14 protein-coding genes are annotated in these 21,428 nt (G+C 55.7%); 5 read left to right on the top strand and 9 right to left on the bottom strand.

What is annotated here, in order from left to right; genetic code table 11:
- Positions 1–12 precede the first annotated feature (12 nt).
- Positions 13–357 (bottom strand): PadR family transcriptional regulator, encoded by a 345-nt coding sequence (locus QEH54_RS20415; protein ID WP_309020570.1) that lies wholly within the window; start codon positions 355–357, stop codon positions 13–15.
- Positions 358–1,117: 760 nt separating this feature from the next.
- A complete protein-coding gene (locus QEH54_RS20410) occupies positions 1,118–3,577 on the bottom strand; it encodes a hypothetical protein (protein ID WP_309020569.1) in 2,460 nt (819 codons plus the stop codon).
- 101 nt (positions 3,578–3,678) lie between these two features.
- Between QEH54_RS20410 and QEH54_RS20405 the strand changes: the two genes are divergently transcribed.
- Positions 3,679–7,299, top strand: coding sequence for an FG-GAP-like repeat-containing protein (locus tag QEH54_RS20405; RefSeq protein WP_309020568.1), 3,621 nt, complete (start codon positions 3,679–3,681; stop codon positions 7,297–7,299).
- Between the two features lie 95 nt (positions 7,300–7,394).
- On the opposite strand, the gene QEH54_RS20400 is transcribed toward QEH54_RS20405, so the two are convergent.
- Complete coding sequence (locus tag QEH54_RS20400) at positions 7,395–7,955, bottom strand: DinB family protein (protein ID WP_309020567.1); 561 nt, start codon at positions 7,953–7,955, stop codon at positions 7,395–7,397.
- Positions 7,956–8,602: 647 nt separating this feature from the next.
- On the opposite strand from QEH54_RS20400, the gene QEH54_RS20395 reads away from it, so the two are divergent.
- The gene (locus tag QEH54_RS20395; protein ID WP_309020566.1) at positions 8,603–9,073 is read left to right on the top strand and encodes a hypothetical protein; all 471 of its coding nucleotides are present in this window, start codon (positions 8,603–8,605) and stop codon (positions 9,071–9,073) included.
- Between the two features lie 160 nt (positions 9,074–9,233).
- On the opposite strand, the gene QEH54_RS20390 is transcribed toward QEH54_RS20395, so the two are convergent.
- The 3 genes from QEH54_RS20390 to QEH54_RS20380 form a co-directional block, all read right to left on the bottom strand.
- Positions 9,234–13,385 carry an immunoglobulin domain-containing protein gene (locus tag QEH54_RS20390; RefSeq protein ID WP_309020565.1) on the bottom strand — a complete coding sequence of 1,384 codons (4,152 nt, stop codon included), beginning with the start codon at positions 13,383–13,385 and terminating at the stop codon, positions 9,234–9,236.
- Between the two features lie 204 nt (positions 13,386–13,589).
- Complete coding sequence (locus QEH54_RS20385) at positions 13,590–14,108, bottom strand: hypothetical protein (RefSeq protein ID WP_309020564.1); 519 nt, start codon at positions 14,106–14,108, stop codon at positions 13,590–13,592.
- 25 nt (positions 14,109–14,133) lie between these two features.
- Positions 14,134–14,589: a DUF4231 domain-containing protein gene (locus tag QEH54_RS20380; protein WP_309020563.1), complete on the bottom strand. Its 456-nt coding sequence runs from the start codon at positions 14,587–14,589 to the stop codon at positions 14,134–14,136.
- 575 nt (positions 14,590–15,164) lie between these two features.
- On the opposite strand from QEH54_RS20380, the gene QEH54_RS20375 reads away from it, so the two are divergent.
- Positions 15,165–16,004, top strand: coding sequence for a hypothetical protein (locus tag QEH54_RS20375; RefSeq protein ID WP_309020562.1), 840 nt, complete (start codon positions 15,165–15,167; stop codon positions 16,002–16,004).
- A gap of 533 nt (positions 16,005–16,537) precedes the next feature.
- Positions 16,538–16,777 carry a hypothetical protein gene (locus tag QEH54_RS20370; RefSeq protein ID WP_309020561.1) on the top strand — a complete coding sequence of 80 codons (240 nt, stop codon included), beginning with the start codon at positions 16,538–16,540 and terminating at the stop codon, positions 16,775–16,777.
- Between the two features lie 328 nt (positions 16,778–17,105).
- Here QEH54_RS20370 and QEH54_RS20365 read toward each other — a convergent pair whose 3' ends face one another.
- From QEH54_RS20365 to QEH54_RS20355, 3 genes are all read right to left on the bottom strand, one after another.
- Positions 17,106–18,605, bottom strand: coding sequence for a PH domain-containing protein (locus QEH54_RS20365; RefSeq protein WP_309020560.1), 1,500 nt, complete (start codon positions 18,603–18,605; stop codon positions 17,106–17,108).
- Entirely contained in the window at positions 18,602–19,138 is a 537-nt protein-coding gene (locus tag QEH54_RS20360; protein ID WP_309020559.1) for a PH domain-containing protein, read from the bottom strand. The genes QEH54_RS20365 and QEH54_RS20360 overlap by 4 nt, the downstream gene beginning before the upstream one ends.
- Positions 19,139–19,453: 315 nt before the next feature.
- Complete coding sequence (locus QEH54_RS20355; RefSeq protein ID WP_309020558.1) at positions 19,454–20,239, bottom strand: nucleotidyltransferase domain-containing protein; 786 nt, start codon at positions 20,237–20,239, stop codon at positions 19,454–19,456.
- Between the two features lie 408 nt (positions 20,240–20,647).
- On the opposite strand from QEH54_RS20355, the gene QEH54_RS20350 reads away from it, so the two are divergent.
- Entirely contained in the window at positions 20,648–21,025 is a 378-nt protein-coding gene (locus tag QEH54_RS20350) for a cupin domain-containing protein (protein ID WP_309020557.1), read from the top strand.
- Positions 21,026–21,428: the final 403 nt, after the last annotated feature.

Genomic DNA, 21,428 nt, shown 5'->3' with positions numbered 1-21,428 from the left:
GGTTCGACTTCGCTAAGTCTCTTTCGGTTGAGCCGCCAGCACTTGGTCAACGGCAAAGGAAAGGCGCTCCCATTTCTCGGTCTCGCTTTCCAGCTGCTTGCGACCGAGCCGGGTCAAACTGTAGAAGCGAGCCTTGCGGTTGTTCTCCGAAACGCCCCATTTCGCTTTAACCCAACCGCGCTCCTCCAGACGATAAAGCGCCGGGTAGAGCGACCCTTGGTCAACGCGTAGCACGTCAGCGGAAATCTGTCGGATGCGGTTGCTCACGCCGAACCCGTGCATGGATTCGAGCTGAAGCGCTTTGAGAATGAGCAAGTCGAGCGTGCCCTGAAGTAAATCTGCTTTTTCTTTAGCCATCGGTTTTACGAGATAGGGGGAGCGAATGCTGAAACAGTCCTTCATGTAGAATATCTAGGGAAGGCTGCATAAAACCAGAAACCTTCTTTGTGTAGATTGTCAAGGGGAGTTACCCGAAAGGCCGCACCGGCGGTTAAGAAAAAGATGATGAATTTTCGTCATAGCGCAGAGAACGCGCTCTGGCACTGGACATGGCCGAGCTAGCGCGATACGACGTGCGACTGCGCTTGAAACCGATCTAGGCTGAACGGCTAGAGGAGGCTGCAGGTCGGAGCGATGAAGGTTTGCCGGCTAATTCGTATCCAAATCATGGAACATTCCAGGAATCGGAAAAACAATCAGTCACTGAATACAAGGGGTATTTCAGAACTGGATACAATTGCATGATTCGCGATGTGATCGGACCGAGTTCGCGTGCACGGGGTCGACACGCTATAGTCGAGACGATGGCTAGTGAGCGACAGTATCGCGAGGGTACCGGGAGGCAGACGAATAGGATCGGCTTTGTTTCCCATTTCGACATGGACCCCATGTTGGGAGTTTTGACATCAGGTTTGTAGTAGGAGCGGAAAGAGAAGTGCCAGGCCTGAAAGCCTAAGGCACGCTATTCGAAGCGAAGACGGATGAGTCGATTCATCGGGGAACAGAGTCGAGGGTAATCAGCAGTCGAGGGGAGCGAACCAAGCGGCCTTGCTGATGCCTCGTCGGGTCGGTGACCTGTTTGGGTTGAATCACTTTCAGCGTCGACTGGCAATCCACCCTACAGGCTCGCGCGGATCTTTGGCGGGATGAGCTCCAACGCGGTCGCTTCCAATTCCTGATTCGGAAACGGGATCTCAAGGGCTCTGCTAAGGGCGATGAGTCGCGCGGTAGCGATCGGGGTAAGACTGCGCAGCGTTTCGACGTCGAGCGTCTCCAAGCAGCGACTGATCTGCTCGCGAGCCAACTCGATCTGCTTGGCTTGAATCAATAGAAAACCGAGGCTGATACGCCGGTAGGCAGGCAGATCGCGGGCCGAGCGCCGCGAAAGGGTTGGAATCAGGTCTTGGAGCGATTGCTCGAACGCAGCCTGATCGCCGAGATTTAAGTCGATATTGGCGATCGCCGCCTTCGCGTGCACGCTGCGGGGAAATTTCAGAAGCGCCTCCCGTATGGACCGCATCGCCCCCAGTTGCCTGCGTTCTACGAAGAAATCCGCCAGTCGGCTCATCGCCACATCGGTCTCTTCTTCCTTCGCCACTTCGTAGGCGTTGAGCGCATACCCTCTAAATTGCTCCTCCGACGAAACCGCGTAGTTCATCGGGCGCATCCAATTGGGAAGACTGTAGTTTTTGAGGGAAACGGAAAAGGCTTCTGGCGGCGGTGGCTGGTTTCCGGGCACGCCTCTTCCAAGGCGGGCGAAGTGATCCATGATGGAATCCCAAAGCGGCAGTGCGATGTGGGTGATTCCGGTCGATTCGATAAGGATGGGAAGTTCTCTGGCGGAACTCGAGCTGGCGAGGCGAACCGCGGTCGAAAAACCGGCTTTGTTCTCTCCATCGTTCGAAATGACCACATCGAATCCTCCGTAGTAGGCCGCGGCGCCTGAGAAAAGCGGAGCGGAAAAGAGGACGTTTGGCTCCGTGCCTGCCCGTTTGTTGAGCCAATACGAAAAGTCGCGGGCGATCAAAGCGCGGGTTTCCATTTCGGAAATGTCGGCCGCTACTCCGGATTTGATCGCCGCAGGAAAGCCCACGAAGAGTCCAGGCAGGAGGAGCAGGAGCAATCCGAAGGCCTTTGCTCGGGTGGCGAAGTCGCGGGCGTCGCTTTCCGCAAACAGCATGGTCAAAGCGAGCAACGCCAACACGTCGAAGAGATTCCACCAGCGGAGCTGCAGGCAGGCCAGAGCCAGCGCGACGATCGCTGGGATGGCGATGAATACGAGGCGGCCGCGTCCCTCTGAGGCGCGATTTCCCAAGAAAAAGCGTACTGCTAGGGCAAACAAGAGCCCGCAGGGCAGCAGCAGAGCCAGCTTCGGCCCGATGTCGGCGTTGCTGAGCCAAACGCCAAGGCTCAGCTCAGAGCCGCCGCTGTGATGGTTGGCCAATTCGCGGGCATAGGAATCGCTGGCGAGCAATGAACCAGACTCGCTCAACACTCCGACCACGGGCCAACATGCGATCGCTACTCCAGCTAAGCCGAGCAGAACCGCCGATCGCCAATTGAAGCTTTGGTTTCCCTGTCGAAACCAAGTTCCCGCGGCCCGCGCCATTTCGCCCATTCCCCACCAGATCACCGCATGCAAGGGATTGACCGCATCGAGCGACCAGCTTAGGTGGTCGGGAGCGAACTCGAATAGACTTGCCGCGAGCGTGGTCGCCGCCCCAGCCAAGGCCCAAGCTCTCCAGTGAGACGAAGCTGCTGGCGCTGGATCATTCCCGCGGCTGCGCACGAATTCATAGCCGACCGCCCCAAGAAAAACGGCGAGCAAAAGAGGGGCTTGGCTGGTAGCGTTGTTCCAAAACCCGAGCCCGCCGATCACGCCGGCCGCTACGAAATGCACGCGCCTCCGGTCTCCGGTTTTCTCTGCCGAATTGAGCAACGGCAAAACGCTGCCTAGAGCGAGCAGCCAAGCGAGCGAATGCGGATCCGGAGCTCCGGGCTGAAAGTTGGCCGAGAGCGGAAAAAGGCAGATGCCTCCTAGAATGAAGCCGATGGCTGCGAACGTGCCGATGTACCGAGCGCTGTAGACGGCCCCGAGCACGAGCATCAAGGCCAGAAGAATGGGATCGGCGATGAGGGTACCGCGCTCGATGGAGTAGCCGAGCGGTTCCCCCTGAATGGTCCCGTATAGCCAACCAACTGAGATTAGCCACCAGCGATAAGGCGCGGTCCGCTTGATATCGCGTCCATCGGGCGCCGCGTCGTAGTCGATGTGGCGGATACGCCAAGCGCCTTGCTCCACGGATTTCTGGGCTTCCATGATCCAAGCGAAGCTCGGGCTGTGATGGCCCGGTGTGATGAGCCTACGCTGTCCCAGCGCGTAGCCAGTGGGGCTGCTGGCGTCGCGTTCTGGCGCATCGACCGACCAAGTGGGCGATTCGGTGATGGCGTTGACGCGATCGATGCGGCGTTCGGTAGCCAGCCACAACAGGGCCAGAGCGGCAAGTAGCAGGATCCACCAAAGATGGGAGACGAGTGAAGAGTTAGGGCGAGCGGGATCTGGGACAGAAGAAGACATTGGCGCGGCGTGCGTTCAGGTGATTTGGTAGTGATAAGGGGCGACGCGCAATCCACTTGACTAGTCGGTGAGCAAGGGGTCACTCATAGGCTATTTCAAAAATGGAAATCACGAGACTGCCCCTCGCCGCAGGAAATGCGAGCAAGAATGCTCTCCGCCATTTCAAATTGTGTCTCCCGATCCTGCTGATCCTGTGCATCTTGCCTGTTCGCGGGCAAATAGCGGAATCGCTCAGCGCAGCGCCGTTTGCTCCTCGTTCCCACGCAAGTGGTGAGACGCTTTTCACCGAGCTCCCTCATGAGAGTACTGGGATCTCAACTACAAATCGATACGACGATCCGCGAATGTGGGGCGAGCGCTATCGGGTCTATCAACTTGGCAGTATAGGCACGGGAGTGGCTGTAGGCGACTACGACGAAGATGGTCGTTCGGATATCTTCATTGTAAGCAAAATCGAGTCCGGACGCCTCTTCCGCAACCTTGGCGACTGGCGTTTCGAAGACGTGACGGATGCTGCGGGCGTCTTGGACGAGAGCGGGGAGTGGAAGCAGGGCGCCGCCTTTGTCGATGTGAACAACGATGGCTTGCTCGATCTCTACGTCTGCCGCCTCGCCGCCGCTAACCAGCTCTTTATCAACCAAGGAGACGGCACCTTTCGCGACGAAGCGGAAGAGCGCGGATTGGCTTTGGTCGACGGTTCCGGCATGGCCTGTTTCGCCGACTACGATCGCGACGGTTGGTTGGACGTCTACATCCAGACCAATCTCATGGATGATCACCATAGCGACGGGCGGCCTGACTATCTGTTCCACAACGAGGGAAACGGCGTTTTTCGCGATGTAAGCCAAGAGGCCGGCATTAGTTCTCAGCCAACCCGATGTCATTCCGCGACTTGGTGGGATCAAAACGGTGATGGCTGGCTCGACCTCTATGTCGCCAACGATTTCTCCCCACCGGATTTCCTGTATCGAAACAATGGTGATGGAACCTTCACCAACGTCATCGACCAAGCGCTGCCGCACACTACCTATTCCTCCATGGGGTCGGACTTGGGGGATGTCGATAACGATGGCGATATCGATTTCTTTGTTGCGGATATGGCTGGCAGCACTCACGAGCTCGAACAACGCGGCCAAGCGGAGTCGCGAGCCATCGGTCACGACGGGAAGAATGAGAAACTGGATACAGCCATACAGATTCTCGATAACGCCTTGTATTTGAATACTGGATCGGACCGCAGTCTTGAAGCCGCCATCATGGCAGGACTCAAAGGTACGGATTGGACTTGGTCTCCACGTTTCGAGGACTTCGACAATGACGGGCGGCTGGACCTGTTCGTGACCAATGGGATGGATAACGAGCAAAACAACGTCGACCTCATGACGAAGCGGCTATCGGCTACGAGCGTAAACGCCCGCCGGGCAGTCGCCAAATCGGCCCCGGTCTGGAAAAACAAGAACCTCGCTTACGCCAATCGAGGCGGGCTGCGCTTCGAGGAGGTTGGCGAAGAGTGGGGCCTCGACAAGTTCGGCGTGAGTTTTGGCTCGGCCATGGGAGATTTCGATGGCGATGGCGATCTCGATATCGTTTTCACCAATTTCAAGGAAGGTCCGACGATTCTGAGAAACGACAGTCAGGGTGGGAACACCGTGACCATTGCCCTGCGCGGGACTGCTTCGAACCGCTACGGATTGGGAGCTCGGCTAGAGGCCACCACCAAATCGGGAACGCAGGTCAGACAGCTCATCTCGGCTCGTGGTTATCTCTCCACCAGCGAGCCGATCGCCCATTTCGGATTCGGCGAAGAAGAAAGTATCGACCGCCTCAAAATCGTCTGGCCCAGTGGTCGCATACAGACCTTCGAGGACCTAGCCACCGGCCAGCGCTATACCATCGCCGAACCTGAGGAAGGGCCGATCGAGGAGCTTCAATCGACAGCACCGGATACGACCCAGTTTGAAGAGGTATCCACTTCCTTAGGACTCGATATCGTGCAGCGCGAGGAGGAGAGGGAGGGCACCGTTTCCCAGCCCCTTCTACCGCGCCGATTCAATCGACGTGGCCCTGGACTGGCGGTTGGCGACCTCGACGGAGATGGCATCGACGAAATCGTCATTGGAGCGACGGCTCGCGATGGAGCGAAGGTATTGCGACGCGCCAACGGCCACTACGAAAATTTGGATACAGGTTCGCTCGGCAACGCGCCGTTTATCAACGATGGACCGCCGCTGATTTTCGACGCCAATGGCGACGGAGCCAACGACCTGCTCTTTACAGCGGGTGGCGCGGCCCTTCCTGCCGAGGAGCCTGAATACGAACCGCGACTGTGGCTCAACGATGGACAAGGCTCGTTCAGCCCGGCTCCGGATGGCTATCTCCCATCACTCCCGATCAGCGTGGGCGCAGCGGTCTCAGCGGACTTCGATCGGGACGGGAAACTGGACCTCTTCCTAGGTGGCAGACTGTTCCCTGGCTACTATCCGGAACCTGCCTATAGCGCCCTGCTTTTTCAACGGGACAGTCGTCTCGCGGATGAGACAGATCGTTTCGCCCCGGAGCTCGGCGAGCTTGGTCTGGTCACTTCGGCCCTGGCTAGCGACGTCGACGGCGATGGATGGATCGATTTGGTGGTTGCCTTGGAATGGGGAGGCATTCGTTTCTTCCGCAATCTGCAAGGCCAGTCGATGGAAGACGTATCCACGGAGTGGGGATTTGACTCAGCTGGCACTGGTCTCTGGAATTCGCTCGCTTCGGCGGATTTCAATCACGATGGAAGACTTGACTATGCCCTGGGTAATCAAGGTCTGAATACGTTGTACTCCGCCACACGTGAGTTCCCCATGAAGCTCTTCGTCGACCACTTCTCTCAAGGAGGAGAGCCTCAATTGGTATTGGCTTACAACGACGAGCGAACACTATATCCCGTCGCCAGTCGCGGGGAACTGGCCTCGAAGATTCCCGAAGTGCTCAAGCGCTTTCCCTCGAATGACGCTTTCGCGGCAGCGACACTCGAGGAGATTTTGGGAGAAGACGCACTCGCTGCAGCGACGCTCTACGAGGCAAGCGAGCTGCGAAGTGGCGTATTGCTCAGTCAGCCCTCCGGTGGCTACGCCTTCGTACCATTGCCGCGTCTCGCTCAGATTTCTCCAGCGCAGGGATTGGTCGCGGCGGATTTCGACCGAGACGGTCATTGCGACCTTTTAGTCGCCCACAACGACTATTCTCCCATCCCAGCCCAAGGTCGTTTCGACGGCGGGTTGGGCTGGCTGCTTCGGGGCGACGGCAAGGGCGACTTCGAGCCCGTGCCCCTGACAGAAAGTGGTTGGAAGGTACCCGGAAACGCTAAAGCGCTATCGTTGCTCGATCTGAACCGAGATCATCAACCCGATGCCATCGTCACTCGCAACAATCAATCGACGCTAGCTTTCGCCGCGATCAAGCCCGAGGGCCAGATTTTCGTTTCGTTGCGACTTCGAGGCAGCAAAGGCAATCCGAACGCCATTGGCGCACGAATAGTCGTAGGCAGTGGCGACGAGGTATGGCAGGTTTCGGAAGTCCAGGCCGGTGGCGGCTATGCCAGTCAATCGACCTCGGCCGTTTTTCTCTCCGCTCCCTTTGAGAAATCTTCTGAAGCGAAAATCTGGATACGCTGGCCATCAGGAGCCGAAACAGAAATCGACTTCCCGAAAACGAGCGGAGATCTGAGCATGGTCGAGGAGTGAGCGACATTCGCACCGTCCCACTAGCACGGCAGCCCGAGGCGCAAGTTAGTTTAACCCAGAGGACGCAGACACCATGAGGAGTCGAACAAGCGTCCTTATTTACTCCAAGGAGGAGTAATATCGTTGGAACGTGCGTAGGCTATGAGTTGACCCAGATGCTCGTTGGCGTGCGCGCCAATCGTCAACACGATGAACATCTTGTTTTGCTGCATACCGAAAAACTCAACTTTGGTTGCGAGGTCTTCTTCTTCGAGCTCAGCGATTGTTTTCTTTGCTAAGTCGATGGATGCCTTGAGAGTTTCGATCGCTGATTCCTTGTCGTGGTCTTTGCTTTCGATAGACATTGGTTCGACGCCGCTTGGAAGGGTGGCACCGAGCTTAGCGGCGAGCATGTAGTTTGCCGCTGCGACGTGTAGCAGCGTTTTCTCAACTGTGCGCACGCCTTCAGCTGGGGCCCAATCGTACGTGTCTGCCGGAATCGCTTCCGCGAGCTGCATCAGGTGGCCGATAGCGTAATCGTATCCACCTAGGAATGTCGCTTGGAACAAGGAGTTAGAGTTTTCTGCGTGACCTGCGCCGCTATGCTCATGATGCTCAGCGAAAACGGATAGAACGAGGGCGAGGCTGAGAGGAAGAAACAGGAATCGGTTTTTCATACAAGATAGGTGGTTGGCTAGGGACTAGGCCTTCGTTTTCTTGAGGCCGTCGTCATGAGGTTAACGAAGTGATTAGCTTTTGGCGTATCGGGCTTCGAAGCAAGCGTTCGCTCTTTCGAAAGCATTAGCTTCGTCAAGTATACGCTTTCCGATAACGGAAATACTGCAAATTGGGCAGAGAATTTTCCAGTTCAGCCACATCGGGAGCAAAGAACGCAAAGAGCGGCACAAAGCGCTGGGGCGAATCTATTCGCGACCAGAGTCGATTTCGGAGACGTATTCTTTTAACCACTACGAAGGAACACGGTGGCGATACGTGTGGAGAGTTGCGACGAAGTCTTTTCTCGGCTGACGCTATTTGACCTCGGAAAGCAGGAAGTGACTAGCAGTCGAGCGACGGACTCACCGACCTTTGATCGATCTTAGGCATCTGTGGTTTCGGCAAAAGATTCGACCTCATCGAACAGAGCATGAAACAAAAACCGTTGCTGGGATACTAAAGCGAGTCTTCCTCTTGTTCTTCAATGCCTTGCCCGTATCCCCAGCTCCAATGCCTACCAGGTACATGTCTGGTAGTTTGCTTAGCGGTCTTTGCTGCCGCTTCGCCCTCTGTCTCTGCCAACGAGGTCGTTTCGCCGCTGAAAGAAGTGGATTCTGATACAAGTTTGCCAGCGAACAGCGAACGCTTGAATACCGGTGGCAGCCTCGTCTACAGCGAAGCTGAGCTCGATCGTTTGTTTACGAAGCTCGAAGCGGAAAGGCAGAATCAGGAGCTTGAGGAAGCAGACCGAGATGAGGACCCGGATCTCCAGGTTTTCACTCTCAGGGCGGTCGAGGTAAGCCCTCTGGACTTCGACCTCTACCAGCGTTTCGATTTGGCCCTTCGAACTGAAGCCAACGACTCCCTGCGAAATGAATCGGAAACGCGGCGGCGCTTAAGGCTGGAGAAGCTCTACATCGAACGAGCAGATCAACGATTCTGGTCAGGAGAATACGATGGAGGTCGTGACGCTGACGTTCCAGAGGTCGGGTCGGTCGATCTCAGCAAGCTGTTCGACGGCCTCAGCAATCTCCTCGGGAAAGAGAAAGACAGGGAATTCAATCTATCTGAAAGGTGATCGGGAGATAGCGACTTTCGATTCGAAATCACATCTAACAAACCAGACGCCGATTCCGGTACGCTCTCCTCGGCCTTTCGCCAATTTGGCATGGGCCAGCTTGCTTCGCTGAGGAGCGGCAGCGTCCTTCGGTACCGAGGTAAGCTTCGGGCTGTTCGATTTAGGGAGCGACGTCTCGAACGAGCAGCCGGAAAAACCGGCTGCCTTCGGTGATCTCAGAGTCTATAGCGAGCCACAACGTTCCTTCCTCATACGTTTTGGTGGATTGGATTCTCTCCCAGGTGCCCAGCTCCGAAGAGGCTTCAACCTCTATTTCGAAGCGCTCAAGCATCGTATCGGCGATCTCGATACCGACACGCGCTCTGGTGGCATCTTCCGAGTTTGAAATCTCGAAGCGAATCAGATCATCGAAATCGAATGGGGCCGATTGGAGCCAAAACTCTAGCAGGTTGGCGAGTCCATCGAAATCCGGATCTTGGATACTGCCGATGTTTTCATAGCCTGCGGCGCTGCCACCGGATTCGAGCACCCAAAGAGCTGAGTCCGTTTCCACTGCGCTTAGTGGCGCGACCCGAAGGTTGTCGATCCAGACTTCGGGAGCTGTCGCTGACTCAGACTGCCGCGTCGTCAAAAAGCTTAGCTCATGGGCTCCGCTATAGGGGAACGTGATCTCGACGTTCTTCCAGTTGTCTGATTCGGAGAATCGTAGTTCGTTTTCTCCATCGATGCGCACAAGGAGCTCATGATCTTCCCCTTCAACTGATCCCATCCAATAGTCAAACGAGAGGGAAAAGGGCCCCGTGCGCTCGAAGGAAAATTCAGCTGTCTCGTTTACCTCCAACGCGACCACTGAAACGGAATCTTCTCCATCTGAACCGAATGCCTTGTCGGTATACCAGCGTTGCGGTGTCCCTGATATGATTTCCAGATCCTCCACATCGAGTCCTGAGGCGAGGGGCTCGGACACGATGACATCGATCGGAGCGGACAGCACGGTGTCATGCTTGGTGCTCAGCGACAATTGATAAGTTCCAGCGTGATCAGCGGACGCATTGTCTATGGTAAAGGTGGCGGTCGTAGCGCTGGGAATCGCTACTTCATCCTGAAACCATTGGTAGGAGAGGGTGCCCCTCGCTTCTGAGACCACTTCGAATTCCAGCGTGTGGCTCTCCTCTACCACGATTTGATGCGGCTGAGAGAGAATGCTTGGCGTTTGATCGATTTCGATGGAATCGATTGCAGCGAAGTCAGCCGAGCCAGTTTCTGCGGCGCTTCCTGCAAAACCCCAACGAAGACTGTGCTCCCCGTCGCCAGGCACTTCGAATTGAGCTTTTGTCCAGCTCTCCGAGGGAGCTGAAAGGGACTGCTGTATTCCGTCGACGAATACCTGTAGTTCGTCACCGTCGTCGGTGGACAGATACCAATCGAACTCGACGGTTGCCGAGCCTTCGATCTTATGCTCGAACCATCGCTGCTCGTTTGCGCTCAGGCTTTCGGCTAGGGCGACGGTTCGCCCCTCGAAGTCTTCGCTAATCGTCCAAGTCGGCGCCGAGAAATCCCAGTTTTGATCAGGCTGACCGATCGCCGCTCCGAAATCGACCACCTCCACTGAAACAGGGGCCGACAGAGCGTGACCGAAATCCGAAGTAACGAGCACGCGGTAGTCTCCTGCTTCATCTCGCAGGATTCCTGTCTTGTCGAACTCCGCCGCGTTCGCTCCCTCGATCGCTTCGCCATTTCTACTCCAGGCGAAGCTCAAATCGAAATCGCCCGCCACGGATACTGACAGATGCAGGTCCTGTCCTTCGAAGAGCGAGAGGTCGGAAGTCAAGCCGGTCACGATCGGGGCGAGCTGAACGCTATCGATCCAGACGGAATCCTGCCCGGCGTCGTCTTTCTCGTCTTTTGAATATTCCCATTTCAGCTCATGAAGTCCCGCGGGAATCGAATAGGAAAACGAAGTCCAATCTTCCTCGCCGCGCAGCTCGCCGATCAGCGCTCCATCGAGATACAGCTTTAGCCGGTCGCAGCATGCTTCTGTCGAGGCTTTCCAGTTGAAGCTGAGCTCGCTTTCTCCTTCGACAACCGTGGATAGCCAAGTCGTGCCGTTCCCCGAAATGTCGCCGCTCTTAAGCGATGATCTGCTCCCATCCGTCGCATTGGAGCCGATCAGCCATTGTTCGTCGCCATTTGTTTTCCAAACCAGATTCGGCTGGTCCACAGATTTGCCAAACGATTCCGTATCCATGATTTCGAACGAATCGGAAATGGTTTCGCCTTCCGTGGCGGTTAAGACGACGTCATACTCTCCCAACGCCTCGGCTTGGACGTTGCTAAAGGCTAGGGACGAAGCGGTTTCTCCCTCGATATCGACTCCATCCTTTCTCCATTGGTATGAAACAGGAGAGTGGCTCACCGCCTGTATTGAAAAAGTCACATCCTCGCCTTCAGCGAAATACCAGGACTCCGGTTGCTCGGTGATGATAGGGGCTTGGGAAAGCTGAAACTCGTCTAGGTAGGCGGCAGAGGAGGAGCCGGCATAGTGTTTTTGGTATTCCCAGGCGAGCGTGTAGCTGCGGCTCTCCAGCCCGGTGTAGGTTTCCTGCGACCAACTCGAGTCGCCGCGTTTCGAAGCCACCACTTCGCCATCCACGAAAAAGCGTATTTCTTCGGCGGAGTTTGCCATGCTTTGGCGCCACCAAAACGAGAACTCGAAAGGCCCCTCAATTTTGAGCGCCAGAGAAGATTTCTCCGAACCGTTGTTCAAAACGGTTTCCAGGGCGTCGACGCCATCGTGCGTTTCATCGGTCTGCGCGTACCAGCTCGGCACGCTTCTGACCCAATCTATACCCGAGAGTTCAACCGCTTCCGAAAAACCGCGCAGGACTTGGACGGTTGCCGTCTCAGACTCCACCGAGCGGCTTCCCGTCGAGGCCACGACGTGGTAGCTGCCGGCATCGCCCAACGACGATTCGGCTATGCTCAGTTGCGAGCTCGTTTCCCCAGCGATAAGCTGCCCGTCGTGATACCATTGATACGCGATGGCCGTTTCCGCCACAGCGGTCACTTCCAGCGTCACCGGATCGCCTTCATCGACCGCGACGTCCTGGGGCGGTGCGACGATGGATGGAATGTATTCGATATCCAATTCATCGACCCATCCGAAGGTGTTGTAGTCCTTGTCGGTGCTCGGATCCGGGGTGAAGGTCCATCTCACATCGTGCGCCCCGACTTGCGAGGTTTCGTAATTCGCTTCCGTCCAGTCTCCGTTTCCTGAATACAGTTCGACAGGAGTTCCGTTGACCTCCAGTTCGATCTTGTCCCCATCGATTTCTTTCTCGAGCTTCCACCAATAAGATAGCGCAAAAGGACCGTTTATAGAGGTTTCAAACCAGATTTCCTTCGGAGTCTCACGCGAATCCAATTCCAGCGAATCAACGCTGTCGTGGCTGGTCGCGGATTGAGGAGACCAGCCGATGCCGCTGGTGTGCCATTCCAGGTCAGGCTGCTCGATCGCTTCTCCGAATTGAGAGAAGACGAAAACGTCGACCGGGGTAGAGTAGGTCACTCCGTAGGCGTTGCTGACCGCCACATCGTAGACCCCGGTGCTCGAAACTTGATCGGAATCGATCGTTAGCGTCGAGGCGGTTTCACCCGAAATCGGCTCACCGTTTTGCCTCCATTGATAGGTGACTTTTTCCGGAAGGTTCACATCGATGCTCAGTTCGATGGGCTCTCCCTCGTCGACGTTCACTGGGCTCGGCTGCTCCATGATGATAGGGGCTCGGTTAACGACCAGCTCATCAACCCACGCCTTGGTGTCATCATCGACATAGTAGCCGTGTCTCACCGACCATTTTAGCGTGTGGCTGCCTTCAGAAAGGATTTCGTATTCATGTCGGGTCCAGTTGAACCCATATCGGGTTCCTACATAGTATCCAAAGTGGTCCTGCATCTGCTGGCTTCCGTCGATGTAGAATCCTGCCCAGTTGCTGATGCGGTCCGGAGAAAACTTGTAGTAGAATGAGACCGTGGCAGGACCCTCGATGGTCGTCTGAAACCAGAACTCGTTCTGATTGGCGATGGTGCTCAACTCGACCGCGTCGACACCATCGTGAGTAGTCGCCGATTGGGCGGTGATCGTGCCGTTGCCCCCGGTTGTGGTGGACAACTCCGGCATGTCTATCGCTTCGCTCAATTGGTCTGCCGAGCAAAGAGGGGCGAGAAGGGCAATGAGGAGGAAGAAGGGGAAAGGGAAACGCATGGGATGTTGCTGGGAAGGGTCGTCGTACTCGAGGAGATGAGTCGCCATCGAGAGTGCTTTTCAGAGAAAAGCTGTCAAATACAGCTACCTAATAGCACGTAAGCTCAGGGAATGGAGTAAGTACCTGGAAGCCACTGCCATCCTCAGCACCGTCAGGAATATGATTCGTCCCCACTGGGGCCATTGGAGCTAGGCTAAGGCTGACGCGGGGATTTACCTTCTGACAAATGAGTCCCTACACAAATGACCATCTCACACAGGCTTCAGCGCCAGCATTCTCCTGGCCTCACGTGAAACGGATCTGCGGACCCCCGGAGACAACTGGTCGATCAATTCCGGTCGGAGCACGAGTCTTACCTCTGCTGCCAGCTCCGGGTATTTGTCCACCATCGCCGCGATGAACTGAAAGGCCTTCCATCGCACTGAGGATTGTTTCTCGGGGTCCTGCCACTGCTGCATCGCCATCTCGAACAAGCGTCCCTCCTGCTCGTCGTTTAAGCGCATTTTGGATACGATCTTCATCAACTCGCGCCAGTGCCCGTCGGGCTTTCCTGGCATGGCTGCGACGATGCGGTCCACGGAGCCGCGCACACGCTCGTCATCCACCTCCATACAGTTGCCCATCAGCCAGGCCGCTCGCCATGAGTACCGTTCACGGTCGCCCAACGCTAGCTCAATCGCTTCCGGGAAGTCTTCCGGATGGGCCTTCAAGTAGGCTTCCATCTCGATTGAATAAGCGTTTACCAAGATGTCCTCAAGGGCAGTGCTCATGGTATCCATCGACCCCGTTGGTTATCTAGTCTCGCGATTGCGGCTCGCGACCTCTGTTCTGTTCGATGATTTCGTCCAGATTTACGAGTTGCTCGAGATGGGCGTTTTCGGTCGCTGCGAGAATGCTCAACTGGTTCGCGTACTTGTCGTATTCTCCCGAAGCCTTGAGCCGGGCGATCGCCAGCAAATCGGTGGCGCGCGAAAAGGTCTTCCACTTGTCCTTCGGGTTGAAAACGGAATCGAGAACGGTGGCGACAACGACTGCGATGGAAAGACCAATGGCGATGTTGGGGCTGGAGTGAACCACGAAAGGCAAAATTCCCGCGCTCAAGCCAGCGCACAGCCGAGTGAAGTAGTAGAGGTTGCGGTACCTAATGCAGGCCTTGGTATAGTCCTCGTGTTTCTTTTCGATGAGTCGTTCTGAAACCGATAGGGTTTCAGCGGGGCGCTTGGGAAAGTGACGATGGGATGATATTTGCATTTTCTAGGCTACCATTCTGGATGGTTCTATAGGCAACGATTGATCGGTGCGCAATCGTTAAGGCGTGTTCGACTGCTCGCTTCCCAGTTCTGAAACTGCCAAAACAGAAGCAGTTCTCTCTGCGTCCTGTATAGGCTTCTTATCCATGGATCTGCACAGATTGTCACAGATGGGAGCGGGGATGAGGTAAGGTTGGAGTTGTTCCAGTGGATTCAAAAGCAACTCGCTGTATCCACCCCTTGCGGGCAAAGGGAGCTTTGATCTTCTTTTCATTCCATGCTGCGGCCCGTTTCCTTCCATTTTTTCCAAGTTGCAGGTTCGGTCGACACATTCGCCATGACGATCTGGGGGGGAGGGCGCTGACCTATGCTTACCTAGGAAAGATGAAAAAGGAATCTTGCTAACTTGCTGCTCGCGCGGGCCATGCCTCGGTCTCGCGACTATGCAATGTACGGGTACGCTGTGAACCGTTGGCGGCTCGCTTCAAAGACATTGCGGGTTGACCTCTTGGTCACTCTCATCTTTGGAAAAGCCGCAGTACGGATTAACTTCACTCGACGAAAAGGTCTCAGAACATGCTTTCACTTCTCATTTCAGCGCTGGTCTCCGCCGCAATAGCCGGCGCCTTGATCGCCTCGCAGGCAAGTACCGGGATGACGGTCTTCCTTAGCAGCCTCGGATTTCTTGGCGCGTTTTTTCTGGTCGGATTTTTCGTTCGGAAAAAGATGTCCAAGGTCCAGGGCGAGCTGCAGGCGAGCATGCAAGTCGCTCAGAGGCGCATGAAGCACAAGGTGCAGCAGTTCCAGACCAAGCCCGGCGGAAACGCTAAGCAGCTGCAACGCCAGCTCGAAACGGATCAGAGGGCCATGTTAAAGGAGGGGCTAGCGTTCACCAAGCGACTCGAACCCTTCAAGAAGTGGTCAGTGCTCACGGGTCGACAGATCGCGACCATGCGCTTGCAGTTTCACTACCAGCTCAAGGAGTTCGACCAGGCTGATCAGATCCTTGCCACCTGCGGTTTCTTGAGAGGCCCGCTGATGATGGACCCCATGACGGTGGCCATGAGGATGGCCCGCCGTTATCAGAATGGCGATGTGGCGGGGGCGAAAAAAGTCTTCAAGCGCCAGATTAGGTGGTTCTGGGGCGCTCGCGGCACGTTGCTGTACGGCTTGATGTCGTGGATCTACGTCAAGGTTGGCGAGCCGGATGAAGCCCGCCGGGTCTTGTTGAAGGCTAAAAAGGCCACCGGAGTGGACACCTTTACTCGCAACTGGGAACACCTCTCCAACAATCGCGAAAAGAGTTTCTCCAACGCAGGCTTGGGGGACGAATGGTACAGCCTTCACCTCGAGACTCCGCCCGCGCCGAAGCAGCAGCGAATTCGCCACAGTGGACGCATGGCGCGTGGATTCTAGCGGGCTTAGCGAAACGGCGCTCAAAGGCTCCCTCCGACCCGCCGAAGGCGGAAAACCTGATGGTGGATCGTGGCCTCCGGACGCGATCATCCACAGTGCAGGAGGATTTCCAAGGCCCTACATAAAGACTCCGAGCATCAATCTCGCTGGAAAGTTGTACACCTCTTTCGTGCCATGCTAAGGCTCTAGGACTGGCATCGGCCAGGGTGCGAGCCTGGCACCGCAGGTAAGCGAGGAAGTAGGGTGGGAGACCATGGAAGGCTGGTCGCTCGTCGCCTGATTCCCTTGATTCGTTTTGGTTCCCACACCCCGACGCTTGCGGCGTCCTGCAGGTCGCCGCGTTGAGGCGACAAACCAGGGTGGCGGGTCAGCGCCCCGCCCTACAGAAGGGCTTGTTTCGAATGCGCAAATGCATACCCGCTGCTCGCGGCAGGGATGTTGATTACGTGGAGCCAATTGAGGCAGGGAGGGCAGATCGAGGGCGGGGCATTACAAGTTGACCTCCTTGGACTTGCTCGGTTCTTGTCTCGGTCATGTCGACGCCGCAAGAGAAGAATTTTGAAGATTACAAACGCGCAGAGCGCAAGGCCTTGGAGATCCTCAAGGAGATGAAGGGCGTTTCCGCAAAGCCATCCGATATCGAGCTGGCCTTGCTCGTTGCCGTTTTCGAACTCCACAAGGGAAGCATGGATGCTGGGCACATTGCGAAAATCATCGAAGGGCATCTCAACCAGCTGGTACCGTTCTACAACCGAGGACCCGATTCGAACTAGCTGGCGCATATAAAGACGGCATAGCTTCCAGTTCGAAGGCGCTCGATCTTTGTATTCAAATTCTTAGACTCGGTACGTACCTGTTCTCCACGATAACCGTACGCGGGTCCGCCCCCCTATTTTACCTTTTCGAAACAAGGAAGGCGTTCTCGGAGATTTGACGTTTGACCGCTTGCCCTCGCCAGGAGGGCTTTGAGATTTAGCCACAAGAGGCGCAAAAACTCCCCCACGGGCTCCTGCCATATAAGGCAGGATTTTAAGGACCAGATTCCTGGCGCCTTTTGGCGGCTGATTTCTGGGCTCGATAGCGAAGGTCCGGTCACTCGTTTTACATCCAGGCCTTCGAGCTGCTCTCAACTTTGTAAAGGGTTTGGTCAACAAATCGGTTTATCACGGGAATGGGAAGGTAGGGGATGGATACGATTCCCGATCCGAGTTGAACCGTGAGATTTCCTAGTCCGCGGACTCTTTGCCCACGGCTTTGGCTGACCTTCGCTAGCTGGCACTTATGCAGCGGAAAAAGCGTGACCGTTTGCCCAAGCATTCCCTGCCTTATCGCTCCATACTCGTCATTGTGCCAAAAGCCGTACCTGCGACGGCGGAGGACTAATACGGCGAAAACAGGGACAAGAGCGATCAGGGAAATCACAAAGTATCCACTCAGCAGAATCGAAAAAATGGATACGATACACACCGCAGGAATTGCCCAGAAGTAGAGAAACACTCGGTAGAGATAACTGGGGTGGATTGGCTCGAATTTCGGTTCAGGACAATCCGAGAATGCGAGGGAGGTCAGCCTTTCCGCCTCTTTGGGAAGGAGGATTGGAATCAGGATGCTCGAGTCGCTTTGCTTCGTTTGTCTCGCTCCCACTTGGCTGTATTGCAGCTGTATCCGTTCGAGAAGGCGCGCCGCGACATTCTGCGAGATGGTGATCGCCTGTATTTTCGACTTCTTCAAGGTGGTGGATCTTTTCTCGAACAATCCCGTCACGCGCACGAGTTTGTCGTCTTGATTGTGAAGCTCGTAGCCGTAGAAGCGGATCAAGGCGCCAACCATTGAAGCTGTTATGATGAGTATTATATAAAGGGATACGGCTGCGACGATCAGTAGACCTCCCGCAATGATCTTGTTCCCAACGATGGGTTCGAGAGCCCCTAGGACCTTGGGAATGATCGTGTCGGATAAGCGTTCTCCTATATTCCCGAGAAACGGGGCGATCGCCGCGAATATGACCAATGCGAAGTAGCTGGTCAGCCCGGATTTGGCGATTTCCCAGTTTGAGAGCTTCAGAAAGGGGGCTGCGCCATCCTTGGCGTTGACGGGCTCCCTTTCCACATCCGGGGTATCGGATGCGAATACCTCGCTTTGCAGTTCCAGAGCAAATGCCTCGTCGACTCCTGGAAGCTCGACTTCGGTGGCCTTGGATCCTGCGGATTCGATGACGCAGTTCACCACCTTGAAGGGAGCAAAGTACAGTGGCTTGACGATGTTCACGTTCTGCATGCGAGCGAACTCAAGATTGAGGTACTGCTTGGCGAATACCCCCTGGTGTATCCGAATGTTGCCATCACGAACGCAGAACGTGAAATGCCAGTAGTATACCATGCTATAGACCGTGACCAGAAACACGATGACGGGCAGGGCGATGCTGAGCAGCAATAGCTTGTTTTCGGAGAAGAAAGCGACCGCAGCCAGCGCTGGCACGACATTGACCAGCCAACGCTTCACGAAAAGCACAGTGAACTTAATAATGAAGAATATGATCGAAACCGGCGAAAGCCTAAGCCAATCGCTTTCCTCTTGGGTTGATATCCGTTCCGTATTCATTGCTCAAATACTTCACTTCTCGTCTTCTCCAGGATATACTGCTTCATGCGATCGGCGCGGTCGCTCTCAAGGCCGCTGATCTGCAGGTCCACACCAGATCCTCCAGCGGTGTACAATTTCAACGTGCTTAGACCGAGTTTTCTCTCAATCACACCTCGGTGGATTTCGATGTGCTGGACTCTGTTGAGGGGAAGCGCGGCGCGCTCGCGCCACCACAAGCCTTTCTTGAACAAAACGTCTTTGTCGCGCAGGGCCACGCCCCTCTGCCTGTGCTCCCTAAAGTGATACCACTGAATGGCAATAAAGGAAAAAAGCCCCGCCAGCAGAACGATTAGCCGAATGAAAAAAGGGAGCGGCAGGGTAAATAATGCCACGACCGTCGCGAGCCCGAAAACGAGATAAACAATGCACGTTTGCCAAAACAGCTCCCAGGGGGCGGCCTTTGCCAGCGGTTCCATCATGACCTCCTCCCAGCGAGGGAGCTCACCGGTTTTTATTTGGGGATTCGTAAACGAAGCGGCGTCAGATTCCATGGTTTGGCTTTTGCTCTTTTCTTTTCACACAAGGGTTTCGGGATCCGTTGACCAAGCAAGCATAGTCAGGTGGTCGGGTCAAAAGACAAGTGTCAGAGCTTTGCTCATTGTAGACTGGCTCTCTAGTCTTCATGGCGGTGGAGCGGGACCTCCGGGCACGCTCTGCATCGAACCGAGAACGCCGTAGACGCTACACCCGCTCCCGCATAGGTCTCCATTGCAAAGATTATTCTAGGAGAGCTATTACAATTATGTATCAGATGTGTAGATACTTTTGTCGTTGGCATCTCCGATAGGAAGGACACGACCTCGGGTTCATAGATCATCGATGGGAGGCGGAGCGTCTTTCCAATTGAGCTCGCTATCGGTCATGAACTGATTGGGCCAGTCGATTTCGCTCTCCGTGTTTCCGAGAAATGCCAGAAGTTGGTCAGTGATGACCTGGGCTTGATCGAAAGTCGGGTTTTCGAGAAATGCGGCGAGCTGATCCTGAAATCCGGGAGGCTGGGCCTCCGCTCGTTTCGTTTCCTGCAACAGCCATTTGTGATACGGGAACAGCCGTTGGTTTCGGTTCAGAATGAGACGGCAGCTAAAAAGCGCAACCTTCTGACAGGCGAGGTGGCGCAAGTAGCTGCTGCCTTTTTCCTCCGCTTGCCTGAGGTACCATTTCCACGCGAGCAGTTGGCTTGCAAACCGGTGCTGACGTTCCTCGATCGCTTCGATCGGGAAACGACAGACGGCCTCGATCAGCGAGGGGAGCGACGGGGCGCTCGAGCGAAGGATGCGGGCGTCCTTGAAGGCAAAGCGAGCGGCGTCGCTGCCCCGTTCAGCGATATCCTTTAGGGAAGCGAGAGAAACAACCTTGCAGTCGACGTAGCCCTGCGGATACCGGCAAACGTCCTTGATGCTGAACGCCAGCTTGTTGTCCACGGCGTGTTTGCGGAACGCGGCTTCGTCGGCGATGAGAATGATATCAATATCCGAATGTTCCTGGGCGTATCCGTGAGCCAATGACCCAGCGAGCAAGATGCCGATGAACTCAGCCTTTTCCTCGTAGCGAGCGAGGAAAGCCTGAATCGCGTCACGGTGATGGGGCAGCATAAGGCTTCAATCAGTGACCGATACCGCTCGATCACGCCAGCTCTTTCACTGTTCCGCTTCCCGACGCCAAACCAATCGCTTCCGGCAAAGCCACTGGATACGAGCCTTCAGGCAGCCCCTCCATTTCTCCATTTCCACTGCGTAGGCCTGATCAGGATGCCCTCAAGCGTTGTGGTCGTCTGCATTGCGCTCTTCAGTGACTACCAAAGATGAAAGATCTAATACCTGTCCCGATAAAGCCCTTCTCGTTCTCTTCTTGCCGTCGATTGGGCAACGTGGAAGATGGGTTGCGTGATTGAGCCGGAAACACACTTGTTTGGCGACTCAGGCGCTATCCCGAACAACCCGACTTTGCCGCTACTCCTTTACCGAGGGGCCGGTTCACGGGATCCTGAGGAAGTCGAGGCGATGTACGTTCGCAACGGTTGGCGAGCAGCGTGGCGCTACGGAGTGTACGAGTTTCCCCACTACCACAGCACGGCGCACGAAGTCCTTGGCATCTACGCAGGGCGGGCGTCAATCCGACTCGGGCACACGGAGGGGAAAACCGTCGAAGTGCAAGCTGGGGACGTGGTGGTTATCCCGGCCGGCGTGGGCCACCAAAACCTCGGTTCGAGTCCGGATTTCCATGTCGTTGGCGGGTATCCAAAAGGCCAGGACGCCGACGTGCTTCGTGGCCGAAAGGGCGATCGTCCGCAAGCCGACGAGAATATCAAGCAAGTGCCGCTACCCAGCGCCGACCCCGTTTTTGGAGAGGACGGCCCTCTTACGAAGCTATGGAAATAGCGGCGTCGCGATGCCTGAGAACAGCAGACGTTTCGTACCAACAGTTATTAGGTCGCTCCTGTTTGGTTTGATGTCAAAGATTCAGGGACTCTGCCCCCATCGCGCCCTCTTTGGCAAGCGATTCGGCTGAAACTTGCGAGCTGATGCTTCAGGTCGCCAAGTCCTGCGGCCCGCGTTTCGTCGTTCTCGAGGTCGCGGACTATTCCGAAACGAGGAAGCTGGTCGCGTTCGAGACCTGCGGGAATAAAGGCGAGTTCGTCGTGACCAGGGAGGCTCCTTACATTTTGGATCTAAAGCCTCAGCAATGAGGCCAGGAAGGAATAGGAAAAGGAGGAAGGCGGCCCTTAGGGTCGCCTTTTTCTTTTCGAGTGGCGATGCAAATAGGGAAGGGTCGAGGCGTAAG

This window comes from Pelagicoccus sp. SDUM812003, assembly GCF_031127815.1.
In the GTDB taxonomy this organism is placed as follows: domain Bacteria; phylum Verrucomicrobiota; class Verrucomicrobiia; order Opitutales; family Opitutaceae; genus Pelagicoccus.
Note: the sequence above shows the minus strand (reverse complement) of the source record. Positions and strands in the feature narration are given on the sequence as shown.